This is a genomic window from Streptomyces sp. f51 (genome assembly GCF_037940415.1).
Lineage (GTDB): Bacteria > Actinomycetota > Actinomycetes > Streptomycetales > Streptomycetaceae > Streptomyces.
Map to the genome: position 1 here is coordinate 5,493,355 of NZ_CP149798.1, position 23,364 is coordinate 5,516,718.

The 23,364-nt window shown below is 70.9% G+C and carries 23 protein-coding genes and 1 riboswitch; of the genes, 13 read left to right on the forward strand and 10 right to left on the reverse strand.

The window, feature by feature from the left end; all coding sequences use genetic code 11:
* Nucleotides 1-30: 30 nt before the first annotated feature.
* The 5 genes from rpsB (at nucleotide 31) to WJM95_RS24080 (ending at nucleotide 4,698) form a co-directional block, all read left to right on the forward strand.
* Nucleotides 31-948, forward strand: a complete 918-nt coding sequence (gene rpsB, locus WJM95_RS24060) for a 30S ribosomal protein S2 (protein WP_339131871.1) — start codon at nucleotides 31-33, stop codon at nucleotides 946-948.
* Between the two features lie 96 nt (nucleotides 949-1,044).
* Nucleotides 1,045-1,881: a translation elongation factor Ts gene (tsf, locus tag WJM95_RS24065; RefSeq protein ID WP_339131872.1), complete on the forward strand. Its 837-nt coding sequence runs from the start codon at nucleotides 1,045-1,047 to the stop codon at nucleotides 1,879-1,881.
* Nucleotides 1,882-2,063: 182 nt separating this feature from the next.
* Nucleotides 2,064-2,834: a UMP kinase gene (gene pyrH, locus WJM95_RS24070; protein ID WP_339131873.1), complete on the forward strand. Its 771-nt coding sequence runs from the start codon at nucleotides 2,064-2,066 to the stop codon at nucleotides 2,832-2,834.
* 170 nt (nucleotides 2,835-3,004) lie between these two features.
* Complete coding sequence (frr, locus tag WJM95_RS24075; RefSeq protein WP_037625129.1) at nucleotides 3,005-3,562, forward strand: ribosome recycling factor; 558 nt, start codon at nucleotides 3,005-3,007, stop codon at nucleotides 3,560-3,562.
* The gene (locus WJM95_RS24080; protein WP_339131874.1) at nucleotides 3,562-4,698 is read left to right on the forward strand and encodes a phosphatidate cytidylyltransferase; all 1,137 of its coding nucleotides are present in this window, start codon (nucleotides 3,562-3,564) and stop codon (nucleotides 4,696-4,698) included. Before frr ends, WJM95_RS24080 begins: the two co-directional genes overlap by 1 nt.
* A 67-nt stretch (nucleotides 4,699-4,765) precedes the next feature.
* Here WJM95_RS24080 and WJM95_RS24085 read toward each other — a convergent pair whose 3' ends face one another.
* Both WJM95_RS24085 and WJM95_RS24090 read right to left on the reverse strand, forming a co-directional pair.
* Nucleotides 4,766-5,029, reverse strand: a complete 264-nt coding sequence (locus tag WJM95_RS24085; RefSeq protein WP_339131875.1) for a hypothetical protein — start codon at nucleotides 5,027-5,029, stop codon at nucleotides 4,766-4,768.
* The gene (locus WJM95_RS24090) at nucleotides 5,026-5,376 is read right to left on the reverse strand and encodes a DUF6233 domain-containing protein (RefSeq protein WP_339131876.1); all 351 of its coding nucleotides are present in this window, start codon (nucleotides 5,374-5,376) and stop codon (nucleotides 5,026-5,028) included. The genes WJM95_RS24085 and WJM95_RS24090 overlap by 4 nt, the downstream gene beginning before the upstream one ends.
* Before the next feature lie 185 nt (nucleotides 5,377-5,561).
* On the opposite strand from WJM95_RS24090, the gene WJM95_RS24095 reads away from it, so the two are divergent.
* Nucleotides 5,562-6,035 (forward strand): carboxymuconolactone decarboxylase family protein, encoded by a 474-nt coding sequence (locus WJM95_RS24095; protein ID WP_339131877.1) that lies wholly within the window; start codon nucleotides 5,562-5,564, stop codon nucleotides 6,033-6,035.
* A gap of 171 nt (nucleotides 6,036-6,206) precedes the next feature.
* Complete coding sequence (locus WJM95_RS24100) at nucleotides 6,207-6,527, forward strand: GYD domain-containing protein (RefSeq protein ID WP_339131878.1); 321 nt, start codon at nucleotides 6,207-6,209, stop codon at nucleotides 6,525-6,527.
* Nucleotides 6,528-6,555: 28 nt separating this feature from the next.
* Here the strand turns inward: WJM95_RS24100 and WJM95_RS24105 are convergent, their stop codons facing one another.
* Nucleotides 6,556-7,056, reverse strand: a complete 501-nt coding sequence (locus WJM95_RS24105; RefSeq protein WP_339135800.1) for an N-acetyltransferase family protein — start codon at nucleotides 7,054-7,056, stop codon at nucleotides 6,556-6,558.
* Nucleotides 7,057-7,299: 243 nt separating this feature from the next.
* Here WJM95_RS24105 and rlmN point away from each other — a divergent pair, with 243 nt between their 5' ends.
* The 4 genes from rlmN to WJM95_RS24125 all read left to right on the forward strand — a co-directional run bounded on the left by rlmN (nucleotide 7,300) and on the right by WJM95_RS24125 (nucleotide 12,613).
* On the forward strand, nucleotides 7,300-8,406 hold the full coding sequence (gene rlmN / locus WJM95_RS24110; protein ID WP_339131879.1) for a 23S rRNA (adenine(2503)-C(2))-methyltransferase RlmN: 1,107 nt from the start codon (nucleotides 7,300-7,302) through the stop codon (nucleotides 8,404-8,406).
* Nucleotides 8,407-8,499: 93 nt separating this feature from the next.
* Nucleotides 8,500-8,605, forward strand: a riboswitch (TPP riboswitch).
* 121 nt (nucleotides 8,606-8,726) lie between these two features.
* On the forward strand, nucleotides 8,727-9,785 hold the full coding sequence (locus tag WJM95_RS24115; RefSeq protein WP_339135802.1) for a thiamine ABC transporter substrate-binding protein: 1,059 nt from the start codon (nucleotides 8,727-8,729) through the stop codon (nucleotides 9,783-9,785).
* A 152-nt stretch (nucleotides 9,786-9,937) separates the two neighbouring features.
* Complete coding sequence (locus tag WJM95_RS24120; RefSeq protein WP_339131880.1) at nucleotides 9,938-11,536, forward strand: iron ABC transporter permease; 1,599 nt, start codon at nucleotides 9,938-9,940, stop codon at nucleotides 11,534-11,536.
* A complete protein-coding gene (locus tag WJM95_RS24125) occupies nucleotides 11,537-12,613 on the forward strand; it encodes an ABC transporter ATP-binding protein (protein WP_339131881.1) in 1,077 nt (358 codons plus the stop codon).
* Nucleotides 12,614-12,685: 72 nt separating this feature from the next.
* Here WJM95_RS24125 and WJM95_RS24130 read toward each other — a convergent pair whose 3' ends face one another.
* The 7 genes from WJM95_RS24130 to WJM95_RS24160 form a co-directional block, all read right to left on the reverse strand.
* Nucleotides 12,686-13,330, reverse strand: a complete 645-nt coding sequence (locus WJM95_RS24130) for an LAETG motif-containing sortase-dependent surface protein (protein ID WP_339131882.1) — start codon at nucleotides 13,328-13,330, stop codon at nucleotides 12,686-12,688.
* A gap of 187 nt (nucleotides 13,331-13,517) precedes the next feature.
* Complete coding sequence (locus tag WJM95_RS24135; protein WP_339131883.1) at nucleotides 13,518-14,633, reverse strand: Rossmann fold nucleotide-binding protein; 1,116 nt, start codon at nucleotides 14,631-14,633, stop codon at nucleotides 13,518-13,520.
* A 608-nt stretch (nucleotides 14,634-15,241) separates the two neighbouring features.
* Nucleotides 15,242-15,649, reverse strand: a complete 408-nt coding sequence (locus WJM95_RS24140) for a VOC family protein (RefSeq protein ID WP_339131884.1) — start codon at nucleotides 15,647-15,649, stop codon at nucleotides 15,242-15,244.
* Nucleotides 15,650-15,791: 142 nt separating this feature from the next.
* Nucleotides 15,792-17,453, reverse strand: a complete 1,662-nt coding sequence (locus tag WJM95_RS24145) for a hypothetical protein (protein ID WP_339131885.1) — start codon at nucleotides 17,451-17,453, stop codon at nucleotides 15,792-15,794.
* Nucleotides 17,435-18,172, reverse strand: a complete 738-nt coding sequence (locus tag WJM95_RS24150) for an ATP-binding cassette domain-containing protein (protein WP_339131886.1) — start codon at nucleotides 18,170-18,172, stop codon at nucleotides 17,435-17,437. Before WJM95_RS24150 ends, WJM95_RS24145 begins: the two co-directional genes overlap by 19 nt.
* Nucleotides 18,173-18,446: 274 nt before the next feature.
* Nucleotides 18,447-19,829 carry an aspartate aminotransferase family protein gene (locus WJM95_RS24155; RefSeq protein ID WP_339131887.1) on the reverse strand — a complete coding sequence of 461 codons (1,383 nt, stop codon included), beginning with the start codon at nucleotides 19,827-19,829 and terminating at the stop codon, nucleotides 18,447-18,449.
* Nucleotides 19,814-20,329, reverse strand: coding sequence for an Lrp/AsnC family transcriptional regulator (locus WJM95_RS24160; RefSeq protein WP_339131888.1), 516 nt, complete (start codon nucleotides 20,327-20,329; stop codon nucleotides 19,814-19,816). The genes WJM95_RS24155 and WJM95_RS24160 overlap by 16 nt, the downstream gene beginning before the upstream one ends.
* 188 nt (nucleotides 20,330-20,517) lie before the next feature.
* Between WJM95_RS24160 and WJM95_RS24165 the strand changes: the two genes are divergently transcribed.
* Together WJM95_RS24165 and WJM95_RS24170 are read left to right on the forward strand one after the other, a co-directional pair.
* Nucleotides 20,518-21,957 carry a gamma-aminobutyraldehyde dehydrogenase gene (locus WJM95_RS24165; RefSeq protein ID WP_339131889.1) on the forward strand — a complete coding sequence of 480 codons (1,440 nt, stop codon included), beginning with the start codon at nucleotides 20,518-20,520 and terminating at the stop codon, nucleotides 21,955-21,957.
* Between the two features lie 214 nt (nucleotides 21,958-22,171).
* Complete coding sequence (locus WJM95_RS24170) at nucleotides 22,172-23,362, forward strand: spermidine/putrescine ABC transporter substrate-binding protein (RefSeq protein ID WP_339131890.1); 1,191 nt, start codon at nucleotides 22,172-22,174, stop codon at nucleotides 23,360-23,362.
* Nucleotides 23,363-23,364: the final 2 nt, after the last annotated feature.

Below are 23,364 nucleotides of genomic sequence, written 5' to 3' on the forward strand. Positions count from 1 at the left end.
GCACAACCGAGAAAACCGAGGAGAACGGCCATGGCCGTCGTCACGATGCGGGAGCTGCTGGAAAGCGGCGTCCACTTCGGTCACCAGACCCGTCGCTGGAACCCGAAGATGAAGCGCTTCATCTTCACCGAGCGCAACGGCATCTACATCATCGACCTGCTCCAGTCGCTGTCGTACATCGACCGCGCCTACGAGTTCGTCAAGGAGACCGTCGCCCACGGCGGCACGGTCATGTTCGTCGGCACGAAGAAGCAGGCGCAGGAGGCCATCGCCGAGCAGGCCACCCGCGTCGGCATGCCCTACGTCAACCAGCGCTGGCTGGGCGGCATGCTCACCAACTTCTCGACCGTCTACAAGCGTCTCCAGCGCCTCAAGGAGCTCGAGCAGATCGACTTCGAGGACGTCGCCGCTTCGGGTCTCACCAAGAAGGAGCTTCTCGTGCTCTCGCGCGAGAAGGCCAAGCTGGAGAAGACCCTCGGTGGTATCCGCGAGATGCAGAAGGTGCCCAGCGCCGTCTGGATCGTGGACACCAAGAAGGAGCACATCGCGGTCGGCGAGGCCCGGAAGCTCAACATCCCGGTCGTCGCCATCCTCGACACCAACTGTGACCCCGACGAGGTCGACTACAAGATCCCGGGCAACGACGACGCGATCCGCTCCGTCACCCTGCTCACCCGCGTGATCGCCGACGCCGTCGCCGAGGGCCTCATCGCCCGCTCCGGCGCCGGCAAGGCCGCTGGTGACAAGGCCGCGGGCGAGCCGCTCGCCGCGTGGGAGCGCGACCTGCTCGAGGGCGAGAAGAAGGCCGACGACGCCGAGGTCCAGACCTCCGCCGAGACGGAGAAGGTCGCCGACGCCGAGCAGGCCGAGGCTCCGGCCGAGGCCGTCGCCGAGGCCGCCGCCGAGGCCCCTGCCGAGGCCCCCGCCGCGGACGCCGAGCAGGCCTGACCCCTCACCCCTTCGGGTCTGTGAACGGCGGGGGCGCACGAAGCCCCCGCCGTTCCGCCCGTAGATCTTCAGACTTCGAGAGAGACTCCAGGAATCATGGCGAACTACACCGCCGCTGACGTCAAGAAGCTCCGCGAGCTCACCGGCGCCGGCATGATGGACTGCAAGAAGGCGCTGGACGAGGCCGACGGCAACGTCGACAAGGCCGTCGAGGCGCTGCGGATCAAGGGCCAGAAGGGCGTCGCCAAGCGCGAGGGCCGCTCCGCCGAGAACGGCGCCGTGGTCTCCATCATCGCTGACGACAACACCTCCGGTGTCCTGGTCGAGCTGAAGTGCGAGACGGACTTCGTCGCCAAGGGTGAGAAGTTCCAGGCCGTCGCCAACGAGATCGCCCAGCACGTCGTCAAGACGTCGCCGGCCGACATCGAGGCGCTGCTCGGCTCCGAGATCGAGCCCGGCAAGACGGTTCAGGCGTTCGTCGACGAGGCCAACGCCAACCTGGGCGAGAAGATCGTCCTGGACCGCTTCACCCAGTTCTCCGGCGCGTTCGTGGCCGCGTACATGCACCGCACCATGCCCGACCTGCCCCCGCAGATCGGTGTTCTGGTCGAGCTGGACAAGGCCGACGCCGCCCTCGCCAAGGGCATCGCGCAGCACATCGCCGCCTTCGCGCCGAAGTACCTCTCCCGTGAGGACGTTCCGGCCGAGGTCGTCGAGAGCGAGCGTCGCGTCGCCGAGGAGACCACCCGCGCCGAGGGCAAGCCCGAGGCCGCCCTCCCCAAGATCGTCGAGGGTCGCGTCAACGGCTTCTTCAAGGAGGCCACCCTCCTCGGTCAGCCGTACGCGCTCGACAACAAGAAGTCCGTCCAGCAGGTTCTGAACGAGGCCGGTGTCGCCCTGAAGCGCTTCTCGCGCATCAAGGTCGGCATCTGAGTCCGTACAGCGATCGACGCGCGACCCCGATAGGGTCGACAGCAGTCGTCCGCGTACGTCGGCACTCACCTGTGTGTGCCGGACGACAGCAGATCTGACGAGGAGGCCATTGCCGAGCATGGGATGCAAACACACCCCACCGGCAATGGCCTTCTTCGTATGTGCACCATGAGGAGATCTCCATGACCACCACCCAGGCCGGAAACGGCGAGAAGAGCGACGACGGCAAAGGCGCGGGCCGCTTCCTGCTGAAGCTTTCCGGCGAGGCGTTCGCCGGTGGCGGCGGACTGGGCGTCGACCCCGACGTGGTGCACAAGATCGCCCGCGAGATCGCGGCCGTCGTGCGCGGCGGAGCCCAGATCGCCGTCGTCATCGGCGGCGGCAACTTCTTCCGCGGGGCCGAACTCCAGCAGCGCGGCATGGACCGGGCGCGCTCCGACTACATGGGCATGCTCGGCACGGTCATGAACTGCCTCGCCCTCCAGGACTTCCTGGAGAAGGAGGGCATCGACAGCCGCGTCCAGACCGCCATCACCATGGGCCAGGTCGCGGAGCCGTACATCCCGCTGCGCGGCGTACGGCACCTGGAGAAGGGCCGTGTGGTCATCTTCGGCGCCGGTATGGGCATGCCGTACTTCTCCACCGACACCACCGCCGCCCAGCGGGCCCTGGAGATCGACGCCGAGGCGCTCCTCATGGGCAAGAACGGCGTGGACGGTGTCTACGACTCCGACCCGAAGACCAACCCCGAGGCGGTCAAGTTCGACGCGCTCAGCTACGGCGAGGTCATCACCCGGGATCTCAAGGTCGCCGACATGACGGCCATCACGCTGTGCCGGGACAACAAGCTGCCGATCCTGGTCTTCGAGCTCCTGGCGGAGGGCAATATCGCGCGGGCCGTCAAGGGTGAGAAGATCGGCACACTCGTGGGCGACCAGAGCGGCCGGGTCTGACGGGGAACGCCCGGGACCGGGTTGCCTTCCGGTCCAGGACGCACCCCGACCGGGGGATGGACAATGTCCTGCCGGTCCGGAACCGTGCAGGAACAAGACGCGACGCAGCCGGCCGCCGACCCGACGAGGAATCAGTTGCCGGGCCTACTCAAGACACGCAGGAGCAAGTGGTGATCGAAGAGACCCTCCTCGAGGCCGAGGAGAAGATGGAGAAGGCCGTCGTGGTCGCCAAGGAGGACTTCGCCGCGATCCGCACCGGCCGTGCGCACCCGGCGATGTTCAACAAGATCGTGGCCGACTACTACGGCGCGCTGACGCCGATCAACCAGCTGGCCTCGTTCTCCGTCCCGGAGCCGCGCATGGCCGTGGTGACCCCGTTCGACAAGAGCGCTCTGCGCAACATCGAGCAGGCGATCCGTGACTCCGACCTGGGCGTCAACCCCAGCAACGACGGCAACATCATCCGGGTGACGTTCCCCGAGCTGACGGAAGAGCGCCGCAAGGACTACATCAAGGTCGCGCGGACCAAGGGCGAGGACGCCAAGGTCTCGATCCGCGCCGTGCGCCGCAAGGCCAAGGACGCTCTCGACAAGCTCGTCAAGGACAAGGAGTCCGGCGAGGACGAGGTCCGCCGTGCGGAGAAGGAACTCGACGACACCACGGCGAAGTACGTCGCCCAGGTGGACGAGCTCCTGAAGCACAAGGAAGCGGAGCTGCTCGAGGTCTGATGAACGACTCTTCCTGGGGAGCGCCGCCACAAGCCGGGTACTGGGGGCCGTCCGAGCAGGGGCCTGCCCAGGGGGCGGCCCCGGCGGGTCCCACGTACGATGCGCATGACGCGCAGCACACTCGGCCCATGCCCACCGCGCCCGACGTACCCGCACATGGCGGAGACCAGGATGACGACAGGGGGGCCGCTCGGCTGAGCGGCCCCTCGGTCCGCAACGACTCGCCGGCGGTTCCCTACGGGGTTTCGCCGCACTACCCGCAGAGCCCGCAGGAGCCCATGCCCAGCACCGCACCCGAGCCCGCCCCCGCACCGCAGAAGAAGAGTGCGGGCCGCGACCTGGGCGCGGCCATAGGAGTGGGCGTCGGTCTCGGCGCGGTGATCGTCGCGTCGCTGTTCGTCGTCAAGGCCGTCTTCGTGGGCGTGGTGGCGGTCGCCGTGGTGGTGGGGCTCTGGGAGCTCACCTCGCGGCTGGAGGAGCGCAAGGGCATCAAGGCGCCCCTCGTCCCGCTCGCGGTCGGCGGGGCCGCCATGGTCGTCGCCGGATACGTGCGCGGCGCCGAGGGTGCCTGGGTGGCCATGGCGCTCACCGCGCTCGCCGTCCTGGTCTGGCGGATGACGGAACCGCCCGAGGGCTATCTCAAGGACGTCACGGCGGGGGTCTTCGCGGCCTTCTACGTGCCGTTCCTGGCGACCTTCGTGGCCATGATGCTCACGGCCGACGACGGCCCGAGCCGCGTGCTGACCTTCCTGCTCCTGACGGTCGTCAGCGACACCGGGGCGTACGCCATCGGCTGGCGCTTCGGCAAGCACAAGCTGGCCCCGCGGATCAGCCCCGGAAAGACCCGCGAGGGTCTGTTCGGAGCGGTCTCGTTCGCGATGGTGGCGGGTGCGCTGTGCATGCAGTACCTGATCGACGACGGCACCTGGTGGCAGGGTCTGGTCCTCGGCCTCGCGGTCGCGGCCAGCGCCACGCTCGGTGACCTCGGCGAGTCCATGATCAAGCGGGACCTGGGCATCAAGGACATGGGCACGCTGCTGCCGGGCCACGGCGGCATCATGGACCGGCTGGACTCCCTGCTCCCGACGGCTCCGGTCGTCTGGCTGCTGCTGGTCCTCTTCGTCGGATCCGGCTGATCGTTTTTCCGCACGCGCTTACGACCCTCGTATCCGCGAGGCACCGCCACGACACCACCCCTTCGGGTCATCCGATCACCTCACCGTGATCCCCGTGACCCGGAGGGGTGGTGTCGTAGGTGCGGGGTCCGCCGCCCTGCCACTCCACCCACTGCGGGTCGTCCAGGTGGTCCCACGCGTCGGGCAGGCCCGCGCGGCGCAGGAACTCGACCACGTCGGCGTCGCTGTGGGCGATGCCGGCGCTCCGCCCGCCGATCGTCACGCGACGGCCTCCGGCGGCGGCCGGGCGGCCGACGACGATGGGCGCGGTGGGGATGTGTTCGTGGTTCACAGGACACCCAGATCCGTGTCGGGGCGGCAGTACGGGCATGCCGTGACGCCGTCTTCGGTGATCGCCCGCAGGGCCTGCTCACGGGCGAGCGGCTTCGTGTTCTTCCCCGCCAGGCCGCAGTCGTCCGTGTGGACGGCGTCCGGGCCCGCGCTCGTACCGCCACCGGCCGCCCGGTGCATCGCGAGCTTCCAGCCGCGCGGCGCCGGGGGAGACGTATGGGCCGCACGGGTGGCGGCGACCTCCTGGCGCTCCAGCTCGGCGATGGTGTCGTCGGTGCGGCGCAGTTGCCAGAGCAGCCAGGCGCGGACGCTGCGCAGGTGCTGTAGGCGGGACACTTTTTCGGACACATATTCGATTCTAGGCCCTGGTGGGAGGTCCCGACAGCATCCGGAGTGTGTCCGTTCTCCTTCCCGGAGGGGCGCCTCCCCCTGCTCCCCCCGGAGGAGACGCAGGTCACATCCGGGCCGGTCACATCCCGCCGGGCCGTTCCGTCATCCAGGTGTAGCCACGACAACGACCCAGGGAGCGCACCATGGAAGCTCGTCTCAGCCTCTTCGCCGACCCGGTGGCGGCCAAGGTCATGAAGCACATCGTCGCCGCGGGCAGGCCGCTCGCGGACTCGACGCTGCCGCACGCGACCCAGGAACTGGTGAAGCTCCGAGCCAGCCAGATCAACGGCTGCGGGTTCTGCACCGACATGCACAGCAAGGACGCCGAGGCCGCGGGGGAGACCTCCGTGCGCCTCAACCTGGTCGCGGCCTGGAGGGAGGCGACCGTGTTCACCGACGCCGAGCGCGCCGCCCTGGAGCTGACGGAGCAGGCCACCCGGATCGCCGACGCGGCCGGTGGCGTCACCGACGAGTGCTGGGCGAACGCCGCCAAGCACTACGACGAGGCGCAGCTCGCCGCGCTGGTGTGCTGCATCGCGCTCATCAACGCCTTCAACCGCGCGAACGTGATGATCCAGCAGCCCGCGGGCGACTACCGGCCCGGCCAGTTCGCGTAACCGGTGATACGTGCCCGGGCGGCCCGGCGGCATCGGCCGTTCGGGCCCGCCCGGGGCGCCCCGGTGGTCGCGGGAGCCGTGCGGGTGAATCCTCCGCTCGCCGATCGGTGGCCGGTGCGGCAGCGGGAAGGTCATCCGCGTACCGCACATGTCACGGGCAGGGAGCACCCGATGCCGAAGTTCCTCATCCAGGCCCGCTACACGCCCGAGGGCGCGAAGGGCTTGCTCAAGGAAGGCGCGAGCGGCCGTCGCGCCGCCGTCGAACAGGTCGTCGCGGGCCTCGGCGGGAGTGTCGAGGCCATGTACTTCTCCTTCGGGGAGGACGACTTCGTGTGTGTCCTCGACTTCCCCGACGCGGTCTCCATGGCCGCCGTCAGTCTCAGCGTCAAGGCGAGCGGCGCGCTGCACACCCGGGCAACGCCGCTTCTCACCCCGGACGAGATCGACGAGGCGGCCCGGCGGCAGGTCTCCTTCCGCCCGCCGGGCGCGTAGCGGGATCCGGCGGGACTCCGGGGCCCGGTCACGAGGCCACCGGACTCCGGCGTTCGATCAGGACGACGTCGCGCCAGGTGCCGTGACGCCGGCCGATGCGTTCGCGCGTGCCGATGACCCGGAATCCCGCGGCTCTGTGCAGGGCGAGGCTGCCGGTGTTCTCGGGGAAGACGCCCGACTGGATGGTCCAGATGCCCGCGGCCTCGGTCGAGGCGATGAAGGTGTCCAGGAGGGTGCGGCCGATGCCCCGGCCGCGCGCGTCCGGACGTACGTACACGGAGTGCTCGACGACACCGGCGTACGCGCGGCGGTCCGAGACCCGCGCCGCGGCGACCCAGCCGAGCACGCTGCCGGGGGCGTCCGTGGCGTCCGGAGTCTTCAGAGTCTCCAAGGCGACATAGCGATGCTGCGAAACCTTGGCCCCGTCGAACTTCTCCCACGACGGAGCCGTGGTCTCGAAGGTGGAGTCGCCCTCCTCGATGTCGTGCCGGTAGATGGCCAGGACCTCGTCCGCGTGCTCGGCCGTCATCGGGGCGACGCGGATCCCGCCGGGACGGCAGCCGTCGGAACGGCCGCCCTGTCCAGGCGTCACGACTTCCTGCTTCGACATCCTTCTATGTTGACGAATGCCGCCTCGAGACGCAACGTCTGTATCGACAGGTGTCAATGCGGTCTGGAACACGGGCAGATGGGACGGGCGTGGGTCCACGGAAGCGCCCCCAACCGGCACCGGCCCGGGCCGGTGCTGTTGATCTGCGACACTGGAAGGGTTATGCCGAAGCCCGGAGAACTCACTTTTGTCGCGCCGCGCGGAGCCAAGAAGCCGCCGCGGCACCTTGCCGATCTCACGCCCGCCGAGCGCAAAGAGGCGGTTGCCGCGATCGGTGAGAAGCCGTTTCGTGCCAAGCAGCTCTCGCAGCACTACTTCGCCCGGTACGCGCACGACCCCGCCGAGTGGACGGACATCCCGGCCGCCTCGCGCGGCAAGCTCCAGGAAGCGCTGCTTCCCGAGCTGATGACGGTCGTGCGGCACCTGTCGACCGACCAGGACACCACCCGCAAGACCCTGTGGCGGCTGTTCGACGGCACGCTCGTCGAGTCCGTGCTGATGCGCTACCCGGACCGGGTCACCATGTGCATCAGCTCGCAGGCCGGCTGCGGGATGAACTGCCCGTTCTGCGCCACCGGACAGGCGGGCCTCGACCGGAACCTGTCGACCGGCGAGATCGTGCACCAGATCGTCGACGGGATGCGCGCGCTGCGCGACGGCGAGATCCCCGGGGGCCCCGCGCGGCTGAGCAACATCGTCTTCATGGGGATGGGCGAGCCGCTCGCCAACTACAAGCGGGTGGTCGGCGCGATCCGTGCCCTCACCGACCCGGAGCCGGACGGGCTGGGGCTGTCGCAGCGCGGTATCACCGTCTCGACGGTCGGCCTGGTTCCCGCGATCAACCGGTTCTCGGACGAGGGCTTCAAGTGCCGGCTCGCGATCTCGCTGCACGCCCCGGACGACGAACTGCGCGACACCCTCGTCCCCGTGAACACGCGGTGGCAGGTGCGCGAGGTGCTGGACGCGGGCTGGGGGTACGCGGACAGGTCCGGGCGCCGTCTGTCCATCGAGTACGCCCTGATCCGCGACATCAACGACCAGGCGTGGCGTGGTGACCGGCTCGGACGGATGCTCAAGGGCAAGCCCGTGCATGTCAACCTCATCCCGCTGAACCCGACCCCGGGCTCGAAGTGGACCGCCTCGCGGCCCGAGGACGAGAAGGCGTTCGTCGAGGCCATCGCGGCCCACGGCGTCACCGTGACCGTCCGGGACACCCGGGGCCAGGAGATCGACGGAGCGTGTGGTCAGCTCGCCGCGACCGAGCGGTAGGCTGAACCGAGTCGGTCCCCCGCCTGTCGCGGGGTCCGGCGCCGCCGCGGCCGGACGGTTCACCGTCCGGTGACGGCACCGTCCGACATCTTCATATTCCGACAGGGGAGCGCCACAGCGCTGAGAGTGCGGGACAGACCGCAGACCCTCTGAACCTTGCCCAGGTCATTCTGGGTAGGAAGTTCGGTCGTTACTCAAGCTGTTGCGCCCTGCCCGGGAACCGTCAGAGGTCCCGGGCAGGGCCGCGTCTCTTCCTGGTCACCCAGGAGGAATCAGTGAGCATCACCACCACCGTCAGCGGCGGCAGAAGGTTCGCCGTCATGGCCGCCGGCCTCGGGCTCGTCGCCCTGCCCGCGCTGTCCGCGTGCGGCTCGTCCGGCGCCGCGGGCTCGGGCGACTCGAAGACGGTCACGCTGGTCAGCCATGACTCGTGGGCCGTGTCGAAGAGCGTCCTGGCGGACTTCGAGAAGCAGTCCGGCTACAAGGTCCGCGTCCTCAAGGACGGCGACGCGGGGCAGGCCGTGAACAAGGCCGTCCTGACCAAGGACAACCCCCAGGGCGATGTCTTCTTCGGCGTCGACAACACCCTGCTCTCCCGCGCGCTCGACAACGGGATCTTCCAGCCGTACACGGCCAGGGGCACGGACCAGGTCGAGCCGGCGTACCGGATCGACCAGGACAAGCACCGGGTCACCCCCATCGACACGGGCGACATCTGCGTCAACTACGACAAGGCGTGGTTCGCCCGGCACAAGCTGACGCCGCCGCGGTCCTTCGACGACCTCGTCAAGCCCGCGTACAAGAACCTCCTCGTCACGGAGAACGCCGCCACCTCCTCGCCCGGCCTCGGCTTCCTGCTCGGGTCCGCCGCGCACTACGGCGACGGGGGCTGGGAGAGCTACTGGAAGAAGCTCAAGGCCAACGGCGTGAAGGTCGTGGACGGCTGGGAGCAGGCGTACAACGACGAGTTCTCGGGGTCCGCGGGCGGCAAGAAGGCCAAGGCCGACCGGCCGCTCGTGGTCTCGTACGCCTCCTCGCCCCCCGCCGAGGTCATCTACGGCGACCCCAAGCCCGCCACCGCCCCCACCGGGGTCGCGGACGGCACCTGTTTCCGGCAGGTGGAGTACGCGGGTCTGCTCAGCCACGCCGCGAACGCCAAGGGCGGCAAGGCGTTCCTGGACTTCCTGCTCACCAAGGAGTTCCAGGAGGACATGCCGCTCAACATGTTCGTCTACCCGGTCCGTGAGGGCGCGCGGGTGCCCGCCGAGTTCACGCAGTACGGTCCGCAGGCCAAGGATCCCGAGACCCTGACGCCCGCGAAGATCGCCGCCGACCGCGACCAGTGGGTCAAGTCGTGGACCTCGCTCGTACTGAAGTAGCCGACGCGAAGGCGAAGGCCGGCCGGCCGGCGGGGTCCGGCGCACCGGCCGGGTCCGGCGCACCGGCGGGGCCGGGCGGAGCCGCCGGGCGGCCCGGCGCCGGGCGGGCTCCGCGCCGGGACCGCGCGGGGAACGCGGCACGGTTCGCGCTCATGGCGCTGCCCGTCGCGTTCTTCGCGGTGTTCTTCGCCTATCCCGTCGCGGCGATCGTCTCGCGCGGCCTCCACGGGGACGGCGGCTGGCGGCTCGGCCGGATCTGGGAGGTCGCGACCCGGTCCGACATCCGGCACGTGCTGTGGTTCACCACCTGGCAGGCGCTCGCCTCGACGGCGCTCACGCTGCTGGTCGCGCTCCCCGGCGCGTATGTCTTCGCGCGCTTCGATTTCAGGGGCAAGCAGGTTCTGCGGGCCGTGGTGACGGTGCCCTTCGTGCTGCCGACCGTGGTCGTCGGCACCGCGTTCCTCGCGCTGGTCGGCCGCGGCGGACTGCTCGACGAACTGTGGGGCGTACGGCTGGACACCACGGTGTGGGCGATCCTGCTCGCGCACGTCTTCTTCAACTACGCGGTCGTCGTACGGACCGTCGGCGGGCTCTGGTCGCAGCTCGACCCGCGCCAGGAGGACGCCGCGCGCATGCTCGGCGCCTCACGCCTCGCCGCCTGGCGCAAGGTGACGCTGCCGGCGCTCGGACCCGCCGTGGCCGCCGCCGCCCTCATGGTCTTCCTCTTCACCTTCACCTCGTTCGGTGTGGTGCAGATCCTCGGCGGCCCCACCTTCTCGACCCTGGAGGTCGAGATCTACCGGCAGACCTCCGAGATCTTCGACCTCACCACGGCGGCGGTCCTCACGATCGTCCAGTTCGTGGCGGTCGGCGCGATCCTCGCCGTGCACGCGGCGACCGTACGCCGACGGGAGACGGCCCTGCGCCTGGTCGCCCCCGGCACCACCGCGCGCCGCCCGCGCGGCGCCGGACAGTGGGCCCTGCTCGCGGGCGTGCTGGCGAGCATCGCGGTCCTGCTGGTGCTGCCGCTCGCCGTCCTCGTGCAGCGCTCCCTCGGCGCCCCCGGGTTCGGCTACTACCGGGCCCTGGCCCACGACGACGGAAGCGTCTTCCTCGTCGCCCCCATCGAGGCGGTCGGCAACTCGCTGGAGTACGCGCTCGCCGCCACCGCCATCGCCGTGCTCATCGGCGGCCTGGCCGCCGCCGCCCTCACCCGGCGGGCCGGGCGTCTGATGCGGGGCTTCGACGCGCTGCTGATGCTGCCGCTCGGCGTCTCCGCCGTGACGGTCGGCTTCGGATTCCTGATCGCCCTGGACAAGCCGCCGCTCGACCTGCGCGCGAGCTGGATCCTGGTGCCGCTGGCGCAGGCCCTGGTGGGCGTGCCCTTCGTCGTACGGACCATGCTGCCCGTGCTGCGCGCGGTGGACGGGCGGCTGCGGGAGGCCGCGGCCGTCCTCGGGGCGTCGCCCTGGCGGGTGTGGCGCGAGGTCGATCTGCCGATGGTGCGGCGCGCCCTGCTGATCGCGGCGGGCTTCGCCTTCGCCGTCTCGCTCGGGGAGTTCGGCGCCACCGTCTTCATCGCGCGGCCCGACAACCCGACGCTGCCGGTCGCCGTGGCCCGGCTGCTCGGACGGGCCGGCGATCTCAACTACGGCCAGGCGATGGCCCTTTCGACGATCCTCATGGTGGTCTGCGCGGTGTCGCTGCTGCTGTTGGAGCGGGTACGGACCGACCGGACCGGGGAGTTCTAGATGCTGCTGAGCCTTCAGGGCGCGACCGTACGCTTCGGCGGACAGGCCGTGCTCGACGCCGTCGACCTGGAGGTCGCCGAGCACGAGATCGTGTGCGTGCTCGGGCCCAGCGGCAGCGGCAAGTCCACCCTGCTGCGGACGGTGGCCGGTCTTCAGCCCCTGGACGCGGGCCGGGTGCTGCTGGACGGACGCGACCAGGAACGCGTTCCCGCGCACCGGCGGGGCGTCGGCCTGATGTTCCAGGACCACCAGCTCTTCCCGCAGCGGGACGTCGGCGGCAACGTCGCCTTCGGGCTGCGGATGCAGGGCACGCCGAGGAACGGACAGGCGGCCAGGGTCGGGGAGTTGCTCGATCTCGTCGGTCTGCCCGGAGCCCGGGACCGTGCCGTCGCCTCGCTCTCCGGAGGTGAACAGCAGCGCGTCGCGCTGGCCCGCGCCCTGGCGCCGCGCCCGCGGCTGCTGATGCTCGACGAACCCCTCGGCCAGCTGGACCGCTCCCTGCGCGAACGGCTCGTCGTCGAACTCCGTCAGCTCTTCGGCGAGTTGGGGACGACGGTGCTCGCCGTCACGCACGACCAGGGTGAGGCCTTCGCGCTCGCCGACCGGGTGGTGGTGATGCGGGACGGGCGGATCGCCCAGTCCGGTACGCCCCTCGACGTGTGGCAGCGTCCCGCGGACGCCTTCGTGGCCCGGTTCCTCGGCTTCGACAACGTGGTCGAGGCGACGGTGGGCGAGACGGCGGCCGACACCCCCTGGGGCAGGGTCCCGGTGCCCGAGGGTGCCGCCCAGGGGCCCGGCACGCTCCTCGTACGGCCCGCCGGGGTACGGCTCACGGCCGCCGCGGACGGGCTGCGCTGCACGGTCGCCGCCCGCACCTTCCGCGGCACCCACGTCGCCGTACGGCTTCAGCCCGAGGGCGCGCCCCCGCTGGAGGCGGCGTGCGCCCTGCGCGAGGCGCCGGAGCCCGGGGACGTGGTCGGGGTGGAGTTCGACGCCGCCGAGGTCGTCGTCCTGGGAGGGTCCGGGGCGTCCGGAACGCGGCCCGCCGCGAAGAACCCGGTACCGCGGGCGGGTTGAGCGGAACGTCCGGAAAAGCCGTGTGGCCCGCCCCCTCGACGGGGGCGGGCCACACGGTCGTTCGGATGCGGGTCAGCTCGCCTTCGAGGCGCCACGGCGGCGCATGCCGAAGAAGACCGCTCCGCCACCGACGACGACGAACGCACCGGCGATACCGGCGATCATCGGGGTGTTGGAGTTCGCACCGGTCTCGGCGAGGTTGGACTCACCGGCGGCCGCGGACGGCTGGTTGTCGCCCGGGGTGGCCGGAGCGGCGCTGCTCTCCGACTCCGACGGGCGCGCCGAGTCCGAGGGAGTCGCCGAGGGGGCGGACTCCGACGGCTCCGGGCTCGCCGACGGGGACGGGGACTCCGACTTCGGAGCGCAGGGCTCGGACGGCACCGACTTGACGTCCGTGTCCGAGTTGACGCGGGTCGGGACATCGATGTGGGCCCGGTACTTGCCCCCGGAAACCCAGTCCTCCGTCAGCGTGATGGCGACGGAGGCCTTGCCGTCCTTCTGGCCGGTGACCTCTCCGGAGCCGACCTGCTTGTCTTCGAGGAAGATCGTGACGGTGGCCTTGTTGGCGGTACGGTCCGTGTCGGACACGGTGACGATGGCCTTCGCGCCGTCGCAGGAAGCGACGGCGTCGAAGTCACCGATGTTGCAAGCGAGTGCGTTGCCGGCGACGCCGAGCGCGAGCGCGGCAGAGGCGGAGGCAACGCCGAGGATTCGCACGGAACGTGCGGTGCGTCGAGATATGGACACGATTGCCCTTCACAGGTTGCGCAACTGCGGGGGGTGTAGGGGGATTTGCTGTAATTCATTCCAGCAACAGCACCCCCAGAGGTCTCACAGGTTTATAAGTGCGACCTAAGGGCTGTCAATGCGTAGGCGCCGCCTGGTCGTTGGCTTTATCGAGTCGTTAACCTCCAAGGTGTTTGAGCGCCTGCGGAGCGTCATCGACCCCGTCGACAAGGGCGATGCGCGACTCCATCGCCCGCTCCCTGGCCAGCGCCCTGAGCAGCTCCCAGGCGGGAAATCTCTCGGTCCAGTGCACGCGGTCCACCAGGACCATCGGGGTCGGTTCGCCCTTGGATCCGTAGTAGTTGGGGGTCGCGTTGTCGAAGATCTCCTGTACGGTCCCGGCGGCGCCCGGCAGGAAGACGACGCCCGCGTTCGAGCGGGCCAGCAGGCCGTCCTCGCGGGTCGCGTTGGCAAAGTACTTGGCGATGTGCGCGGCGAAGGCGTTCGGCGGCTCGTGGCCGTAGAACCAGGTGGGCACGCCGATCGAGGGGCCGCCCGAGGGCCAGCGCTCGCGCACCTCGAACGCGGCGCGCGCCCAGTCGGTGACGGACGGCGTGAACGACGGGACGGCTGCCAGCACGCGCAGCGCCTCGTCGAGCATGCCGTCGTCGAACGGGGCCGCGTACGCGCCGAGGTTGGCCGCCTCCATGGCGCCGGGTCCGCCACCCGTGGCGACCATGAGGCCGGAGCGCGCGAGGGTGCGGCCGAGCCGCGCGGCCCCCGCGTAGGCCTCGGTGCCGCGCTCCATCGCGTGGCCGCCCATCACCCCGACCACCCGTACGCCGACGAGGAGTTCGTCGAGCGCGTCCGAGACGGAGTCGTCGTGGAGCGCGCGCACCGTCGAGGCGAATATGTCGCCGTCGGCCTTGGTCCGCTGGAACCAGGCGTACGCGCGGGCGTCGGGCGTCGCCTCGTAGCCGGTGTCCAGCGAGGCGAAGAGCTCGTCGGGGGAGTAGAGGCGGCCGCGGTAGGGGTCGAGCGGGAGGCCGGGTACGGGCGGGAAGACGAGCGCGCCCGAGGCCCGGGCCCGCGCGGCGGCCTCGGGTTCCATCGGGCAGCCGAGGAACACGGCGTCCGTGGTGTCCGAGGAGAGCAACTCCCGTGTACGGGCGGTCAGATCGACGGCCTGGACACGGAATCCGGCGAGTGAACCGCCTGCCGAGACGACCTCGTCGAACTCGGCGAGGGATTCGATCTCACGGTCGTGGGAGACGTGAAGGGGAGTCGGGAGCACCCGGCCATGCTAGGGGCTGCCGCCCGGGGCACCGGGGTTCGCTGCGACCCGGGGTGCCCGGCTCGGGCGCGCCCCATCCGAAGAGTCCCTGCCCCGGTCACCGGGGTTCGCTGCGACCGGGGGCCGGGTCGGGTATGTCGGGCTCGACGTATCTCCGCCCGGGCGCCGGGGTTTGCCGAGCCCGGGGGTGGCCCGGCTCGGGCGCGTTCCGCCGGAAGAGTCCCTGCCCCGGTCACCGGGGTTTGCTGCGACCGGGGGTCCGGGACGGGTATGTCGGGCTCGACGTATCTCCGCCCGGGCGCCGGGGTTTGCCGAGCCCGGGGGTGGCCCGGCTCGGGCGCGTTCCGCCGGAAGAGTCCCTGCCCCGGGCACCGGGGTTCGCTGCGACCGGGGTGTCCGGCTCAGGCGCGTTCCGCCCGAAGAGCCCCCCGCCCGGGGGCGTTCGGCAGGTGTGTGCGGGCGGGGCCGGGAGCGGGGAGTCGCCCCGGCCGGTCGGCGGGGCCCGGCGTCGCGGGCCGGGGCGGCGCGCGGACCCCTGTACCGCGCGCCGGCCCCGGAACATCGACCGGGCCGTGAGGTCCGGCCCGGACCGTCGACCCGTGTGGAGTTCAGCTCTGGACCGCCGCCGGGTCCATCCACATGACCTCCCAGGTGTGGCCGTCGAGGTCGTCGAAGGCGCGGCCGTACATGAAGCCCTGGTCCTGCGCCTCGCCCGTGCCCGAGCCGCCCGCCGCGATGGCCGCGTCGACCAGCTCGTCGACCTTCTCGCGGCTCTCGGCGCTCAGACACAGCAGCACCTCGCTGGTCGTCGTGGCGTCCGCGATCTCCTTCTTGGTGAAGTCCGCGTACCGCTGCCTGCTGAGCAGCATCGCGATGATCGTGTCGCTGATGACCACGCAGGCGCAGTCGTCGGTGGAGAACTGGGGGTTGATCGAGTAGCCGAGCTCCGTGAAGAACTTCCGGGACGCGGCGACGTCGGACACGGGCAGGTTCACGAAGATCATCTGCTGGTACATGCGAGGTTCTCCCGTCGGTGTGGTGCCGTTCGCTGGGGTAGACCGGGGGCCCGCCCGGAAATCATCGCCGTCCCGGACCTTTTCTCCGGGAGACCGTGCCGAGCTGTTCGCGGGCGCGTCGGCCGACCCGCCCGCGGACCGGTCAGCCGATCAGGGGGATCGCGGCCAGTTCGGCGACCGTCCAGGTCAGCGGGGCGAACGCGACGAACAGTGCCCCGGCGCGCAGGGCCGCGGCACCACGCAGCAGCGAGGCGGGCGCGCCCAGCCGCAGCAGCGCGGCCGTGGTGTCGGCACGCGCCTGCTTCGCCTCGACGGCGGCGGTCGCCAGCGTCAGCAGCGTGCACCCGGCGACCAGCAGGGCGCCGAGGGTGGTCAGCGGTCCGAACGCGGGCCGGGCGCCGGTGTACAGCGTGGTCACGGCGAACGCGCCCGACGCCACCGCGCACACCACTCCGAGCGGCTGCCCGATGCGCTTCGCCTCCGCCTGGAGCACCCGCCCGGCCAGCAGCCGCAGCGCGCCCGGACGTACGGCCTGGAGCAGCCACCCGCACAGATAGGTGATCGCGGGCCCGGCCAGGGCCAGCCCGACCGCGGTGAGCACCCAGCCGAGCAGGACCCCGGCGGGACCTCCGGCGAAGCCGCCGGGCAGGGCGAGCGCGGGGGCGGGGCCCGAACGGCTCGCGTACGTCTCCACGGCCAGCCCCGCCGCCACGGCGGCCGCGCCCCAGGGGAGCCCGTTGGGGTAGGACAGCGGGGCCGGGAACGAGAGGGAGCCGGCCTCGGCGGCCCGGCGCCGCTCCGGGCGCGCACCGGGCACGCCCGCGTCCTCGTACGCCGCTTCCGTGTCCTCGTACGGTGTGTCCACGCGCTCGTACGAGGAGAGCCGCTCGTGCGCACCGGGGGCCGCCGGTTCCGCGCGGAGCCCTGCGGCCGGCGAACGGTCCTCCGCGTCCGTCCCCGGGATCTCTCCGGAGGCGTAGGCCGCGGCCGTCCAGTGGAAGTCGTCGAAGCGGGGGCCACCGGCGCCGTCCGCGAGGGAGCCGGGCGCCGGCGCGTCGGAACCCTCACCGTCCGAGGAGCCGGCGTGGAGGCCGTCGCCCAGCGCCGTCACGGTCGGACCCGCGGCCGTGCCGGGCGTCGTGGCGGCCACCGGCCCGGCGGGCGAGGTGGCGCCCGCGCCGTCCGCGGGCCGTCCGCCGCCGCGGGTGCCGGGCCCTTGCGGGCTCGCGACCGGGCTCTGCCGGGACGACATCCAGGTGCGGCCGTAGGACCACGCGGCCCGTGCCGGACCCCGGCCCCGGGGCCGCAGCGCCACGGCCGCCGCTCCGGAGGCCGCCGCCGGCACCAGGGCGAGCAGCGTCAGGGCCGCGGGCAGGGGCAGGGACTGGCCGGAGGCCAGGAAGTCCGCCGCCGTTCCGCCGAACGGGACCCCGGTCAGATCGCCGCGCAGATGCAGGAAGAGGAGCAGGGCGAGCAGCGAACCGAGGAACGTGGACAGGGCCGTGGTGGCGGCGGAGATCGCCATCAGCCGGCCAGGACCGAGGCCGAGCGCGGAGAGACCGGACCGGGGCCGGGTGGCGGGGTCGGTGCGGGCCACCGCGACGGCGAAGTAGACCGTGGCGGCGAGGGGAACGACGCACCAGGCCAGGCGCAGCGCGCCGGCGGCCGAGGCGTCCGGACGGCTCATCGCGTACCCCAGCGTGCACAGCAGCAGGAACCCGGTGCCCGCGGAGGCGGCGGCGACCAGGAGCCGGCGGAGCTGGACGAGGGGGCTGCCCCCGCGGGCTAGACGGAGAGCGAGCACGCGGCCCGGCCTTCCGCCTCGGCGACCGGGGGCAGGTGGACGGTGTTCACACGCCGTCCGTCGAGCAGGGACACCGTGCGGTCGGCGAGGGCCGCGGTGTCCGGGTCGTGGGTGGCGAGGACGACGGTGATGCCGTGCGACCGGGCCGCCGAGGTGAGGGTGCGCAGCACATGGACCTGGTCGGCGCGGTGCAGCGGCGCGGTCGGCTCGTCGGCGAACAGCACGGTGGGCGCGGGGGCGAGGGCGCGGGCGACGGCCACGCGCTGCCGCTCGGACTGGAGCAGGGCGTGCGGGCGCTTACGGGCGCAGCCGCCGATGTCCAGGCGCTTCAGCCACTCCAGGGCGGCCGTCTTGGCGGCCCGGCGGGTCCAGCCGCGCAGCATCAGCGGGAGGGCCGTGTTCTCCCAGGCGTTCAGCTCGGGGATCAGCGTCGGGGAGGGGTCGATCCAGCCGAACCGGTCCCGGCGCAGCCGCTCGCGGGTGAGCCGGCCCATCGTGTGCACGGGCAGGCTGTTGAACCAGACCTCGCCGCGCTGCGGCAGCAGTTGGCCGGACAGACAGCGCAGGAGGGTCGTCTTGCCGCTGCCGCGCGGGCCGCCGACGGCGAGGATCTCGCCCTCACGGACGCCGAGCGAGACACCGCTGAGCGCGGGCGAGCCGTTGTGCTCGACGTGCAGGGCGCGTGCCCAGAGCACGTCGTTGTCAGGCGGGGCCACCATCGCGTACACCTCGTTCAGAGCTGATGTGCCGTGCCCGGCGATCTCTTCGAGGTCGCTCGGTCCCCCGGACGGGGGAACGAAGGCAGGGCCGATCGGTCACAGGGCACGCTAAGGAGTCGGGGCCGGGAGGGCGGACAGCACGCGGCCCCGGGCCGCCCATTCTCACTCGAACGGGGGGCACCGGGGCCGGGGTGATCAGCCGGACGCGAGACCGGAGTCCGCCTCGGGGGAGGACGGCGGATCCGGGCTCACGGCGGGGGATCGACGGGTGCGGTCAGAGCTTGGTCCACGCCTCCGTCAGGACCTGACGGACGATCCCCTCGATCTCGTCGAAGGTCGACTGGTCGGAGATCAGCGGCGGCGACAGCTGGATGACCGGGTCACCGCGGTCGTCGGCGCGGCAGTAGAGGCCGTACTCGAAGAGCTTCTTGGAGACGAAGCCGTAGAGCACGCGCTCCGACTCCTCGTCCGTGAAGGTCTCCTTGGTGGCCTTGTCCTTCACCAGCTCGATGCCGTAGAAGAAGCCGTTGCCGCGGACGTCGCCGACGATCGGCAGGTCGTGCAGCTTCTGGAGGGTCTTCAGGAAGTTCGCCTCGTTGTCCAGCACGTGCTGGTTGAGGCCCTCGCGCTCGAACAGGTCGAGGTTGGCGAGACCCACGGCCGCGGAGACCGGGTGGCCGCCGAAGGTGTAGCCGTGCAGGAACGTGTTGTCGCCCTTGTAGAACGGCTCGGCGATGCGGTCCGAGACGATCGCGGCGCCGATCGGGGAGTAGCCCGAGGTCATGCCCTTGGCGCAGGTGATGATGTCCGGGACGTAGCCGAACTTGTCACAGGCGAAGTAGGTGCCGAGACGGCCGAAGGCGCAGATGACCTCGTCCGAGACGAGCAGCACGTCGTACTTGTCGCAGATCTCGCGCACGCGCTGGAAGTATCCGGGCGGCGGCGGGAAGCAGCCGCCGGCGTTCTGCACGGGCTCCAGGAAGACCGCGGCGACGGTCTCCGGGCCCTCGAACAGGATCTCCTGCTCGATCTGGTCGGCGGCCCAGCGGCCGAAGGCCTCCGGGTCGTCGCCGTGGATCGGGGCGCGGTAGATGTTCGTGTTCGGCACCTTGTGCGCGCCGGGGACCAGCGGCTCGAAGGGGGCCTTCAGGGCCGGCAGGCCGGTGATCGACAGGGCGCCCTGCGGGGTGCCGTGGTAGGCGACCGCACGCGAGATGACCTTGTACTTCGTGTAGTTGCCGGTCAGCTTGTGGTACTGCTTCGCCAGCTTCCACGCGGTCTCGACGGCCTCGCCGCCGCCGGTGGTGAAGAAGACCTTGTTCAGGTCGCCGGGCGCGTGGTGGGCGAGGCGCTCGGCCAGCTCCACGGCCTTGGGGTGGGCGTAGGACCAGATGGGGAAGAAGGCCAGCTCGGCGGCCTGCTTGGCGGCCACCTCGGCCAGCTCCCGGCGGCCGTGACCGGCCTGGACGACGAACAGGCCCGCGAGACCGTCGAGGTACTTCTTGCCCTTGTCGTCGTAGATGTAGGTGCCCTCACCACGGACGATCGTGGGAACGGGCGCGTTCTCGTACGAGGACATGCGGGTGAAGTGCATCCACAAGTGGTCGTACGCGGTCTTGCTGAGGTCCTTGGTGCTCACGGTTATCGGGTTCCCCACATGTAGGTCTGCTTCTTGAGCTTCAGGTAGACGAAGCTCTCGGTGGAGCGCACCCCGGGCAGGGCCCGGATGCGTTTGTTGATGACGTCCAGCAGGTGGTCGTCGTCCTCGCAGACGATCTCGGCGAGGATGTCGAACGAGCCCGCGGTCATCACCACGTACTCGACTTCCGACATGGCAGCGAGCGCTTCGGCCACCGGATCGAGGTCGCCCTCGACCGTGACGCCGACCATCGCCTGACGGCGGAATCCCACGGTGAGCGGGTCCGTGACGGCGACGATCTGCATGACGCCCTGGTCGAGCAGCTTCTGGACCCGCTGGCGCACGGCGGCCTCGGAGAGGCCCACGGCCTTGCCTATCGCGGCGTACGGGCGGCGTCCGTCCTGCTGGAGCTGCTCGATGATGGCGAGGGAGACGGTGTCCAACTGGGGACTGCCGTTCCTGGACTCGCGGGAGTCCCTGGGTTCCGCGCTTCGACTGACCACGACCCCACTGTGCACGACGTATCGACAGTTCCGCAAGGTTCGGGCGATGAAATTCGTTGTTTACGGGTACGTGTCTTGCGGATTTCGCAGTTCTGGGCCGTTCGGGGGTGTTGAAAACGCGGAGCCACGGATTAGGGTGGGGATCCAGACATCTCAGGTAGTGGACACCTGGGTCGTTGGACATCCGACAGGAGGGCCGGGCAGTGAGCACCGAGCTGCGTCGTCTGCGTAATTACATCGACGGAGAGTTCCGCGATGCCGCCGATGGACGGACCACGGAGGTGGTCAACCCCGCGACCGGCGAGGCGTACGCGACCGCGCCGCTCTCCGGCCAGGCGGACGTCGATGCCGCCATGGCGGCCGCCGCCGCGGCCTTCCCGGAGTGGCGGGACAAGACCCCCTCCGAGCGCCAGAAGGCCCTCCTGAAGATCGCGGACGCGTTCGAGGAGCGGGCCGAGGAACTGATCGCGGCCGAGGTGGAGAACACCGGCAAGCCGATCGGTCTGACCCGGTCCGAGGAAATCCCGCCGATGGTGGACCAGATCCGCTTCTTCGCGGGCGCCGCCCGCATGCTCGAAGGCCGCTCGGCCGGCGAGTACATGGAGGGCATGACCTCGATCGTCCGCCGCGAGCCGGTCGGCGTGTGCGCCCAGGTCGCGCCGTGGAACTACCCGATGATGATGGCCGTGTGGAAGTTCGCCCCGGCCCTCGCCGCGGGCAACACCGTCGTCCTGAAGCCCTCGGACACCACCCCGGCCTCCACCGTCCTGATCGCCGACATCCTCGGCGGCATCCTGCCCAAGGGCGTCTTCAACGTCGTCTGCGGCGACCGCGACACCGGCCGCGCGATGGTCGAGCACCCGACCCCGGCGATGGCGTCCATCACCGGCTCCGTCCGCGCGGGCATCTCCGTCGCCGAGTCGGCCTCCAAGGACGTCAAGCGCGTCCACCTGGAGCTGGGCGGCAAGGCCCCGGTCGTCGTCTTCGAGGACACCGACATCGCCAAGGCCGTCGAGGACATCTCGGTCGCGGGCTTCTTCAACGCCGGCCAGGACTGCACGGCCGCCACCCGCGTGCTCGTCCAGGACTCCATCCACGACGAGTTCGTCGCCGCGCTCGCCAAGGCCGCCGCCGAGACGAAGACCGGCCAGCCGGACGACGAGGACGTGCTCTACGGCCCGCTCAACAACCCCAACCAGCTCAAGCAGGTCGCCGGATTCATCGAGCGGCTCCCCGCGCACGCCAAGGTCGAGGCGGGCGGCAAGCAGGTCGGCGACAAGGGCTACTTCTACGCCCCGACCGTCGTCTCCGGCCTCAAGCAGGACGACGAGATCATCCAGAACGAGGTCTTCGGCCCCGTCATCACCGTCCAGTCCTTCTCGGACGAGGCGCAGGCCGTCGAGTGGGCCAACGGCGTCGACTACGCGCTGGCCTCCTCCGTCTGGACGAAGGACCACGGCCGCGCGATGCGCCTGTCCAAGTCCCTCGACTTCGGCTGCGTGTGGATCAACACCCACATCCCGCTGGTCGCCGAGATGCCGCACGGCGGCTTCAAGAAGTCCGGCTACGGCAAGGACCTGTCGGGCTACGGCTTCGAGGACTACACGCGCATCAAGCACGTGATGACGTCGCTGGACGGCTGACCGCGGGCCGGTCCCGCTCCGGCGTCCGCGCTCCGCTCGCATGAACCACGTGGCCCCGGCCGGGAGTTGATCCCGTCCGGGGCCACGCCGTTCCTCCCGCACGCCGGATCCCGTGCCGGGCCCGCCGGCCGGTCGACAGGGTGTCGGGTCGCCGGGCGACTGATCGACGCAGCGTCCATTGTCCGGACCGAGTCCGGGTCGGCATGCTTCGCGCGTGCCAGTGAATCGGAACACCTCGCCCCTGTCCCGCCGGTCCCTGCTGCGCGCCCTGGGCGGCGGTGCCGCGCTCGGAGCGCTCGCGGGATGCGGGGTGCCGGCGGCCTACGTGGGACCGGGTGACCGGACCGGAGCCGACCTCTCCGCCACGGAGAAGCGGCTGACCTGGGCGAACTGGCCGCTGTACATCGACACCGACGACAAGGACACGACGCGGCGGCCGACACTGGAGGCCTTCGAGAAGCGCACCGGGATCTCCGTCGACTACATCGAGGAGATCAACGACAACGACGAGTTCTTCGGCAAGATCAGTCCCTCGCTGATGAACCACCAGCGGACCGGCCGCGACCTCATCGTCATCAGCGACTGGATGTGCGCCCGTTTCGTCCGGCTCGGCTGGGTCCAGGAGATGGACCGGACCCGGCAGCCCAACGTCGCCAAGTACCTGGATCCGCTGCTGAGTTCGCCCGCGTTCGACCCCGGCCGCACGTCCTCTGTGCCGTGGCAGTCGGGCATCACCGGCATCGCGTACAACCGTCGCAAGGTCGGCCGCGAGATCCGGCACGTGTCCGACCTGTGGGCCGACGACCTCAAGGGCCGGGTCACCCTGCTGTCCGGCCTCGACGAGGCGTTCGCGCTGCTCATGCAGGGCAACGGGGTCGACATCAGGAAGTGGCGGGCCGACGACTTCCACCGGGTGTGCGACCAGGTCGAGAAGCAGGTGCGCCGTGGCCAGATCCGCCGCTTCACCGGCAACGACTACATCAAGGACCTGGCCGGCGGGGACGTACTGGCCTGCCAGGCCTACTCGGGCGACGTGATCCAGCTCCAGGCCGACAACCCCGACATCCGGTTCGTCGTCCCCGAGGAGGGCGCCGAGCTGTGGGCCGAGTCGCTGATGATCCCCAACCTGGCCCGGCACAAGGCCAACGCGGAGAAGCTCATCGACTACTACTACCAGCCGGAGGTCGCCGCCGAGCTGGCCGCCTGGGTCAACTACGTCTGTCCCGTCCCCGCCGCCCAGGACGTCCTCGCCTCCTCCAAGGACAAGGACACCGCCGCCCTCGCCGAGGACCCCCTGATCTTCCCGGACTCGACCATGCGGGAACGCCTCGCCATCGCCCGTGACATCACCGCCGACGAACGCACGGAGTTCGCCAAGCGCTGGAACGCGATAGCCGGTCTGTGAAC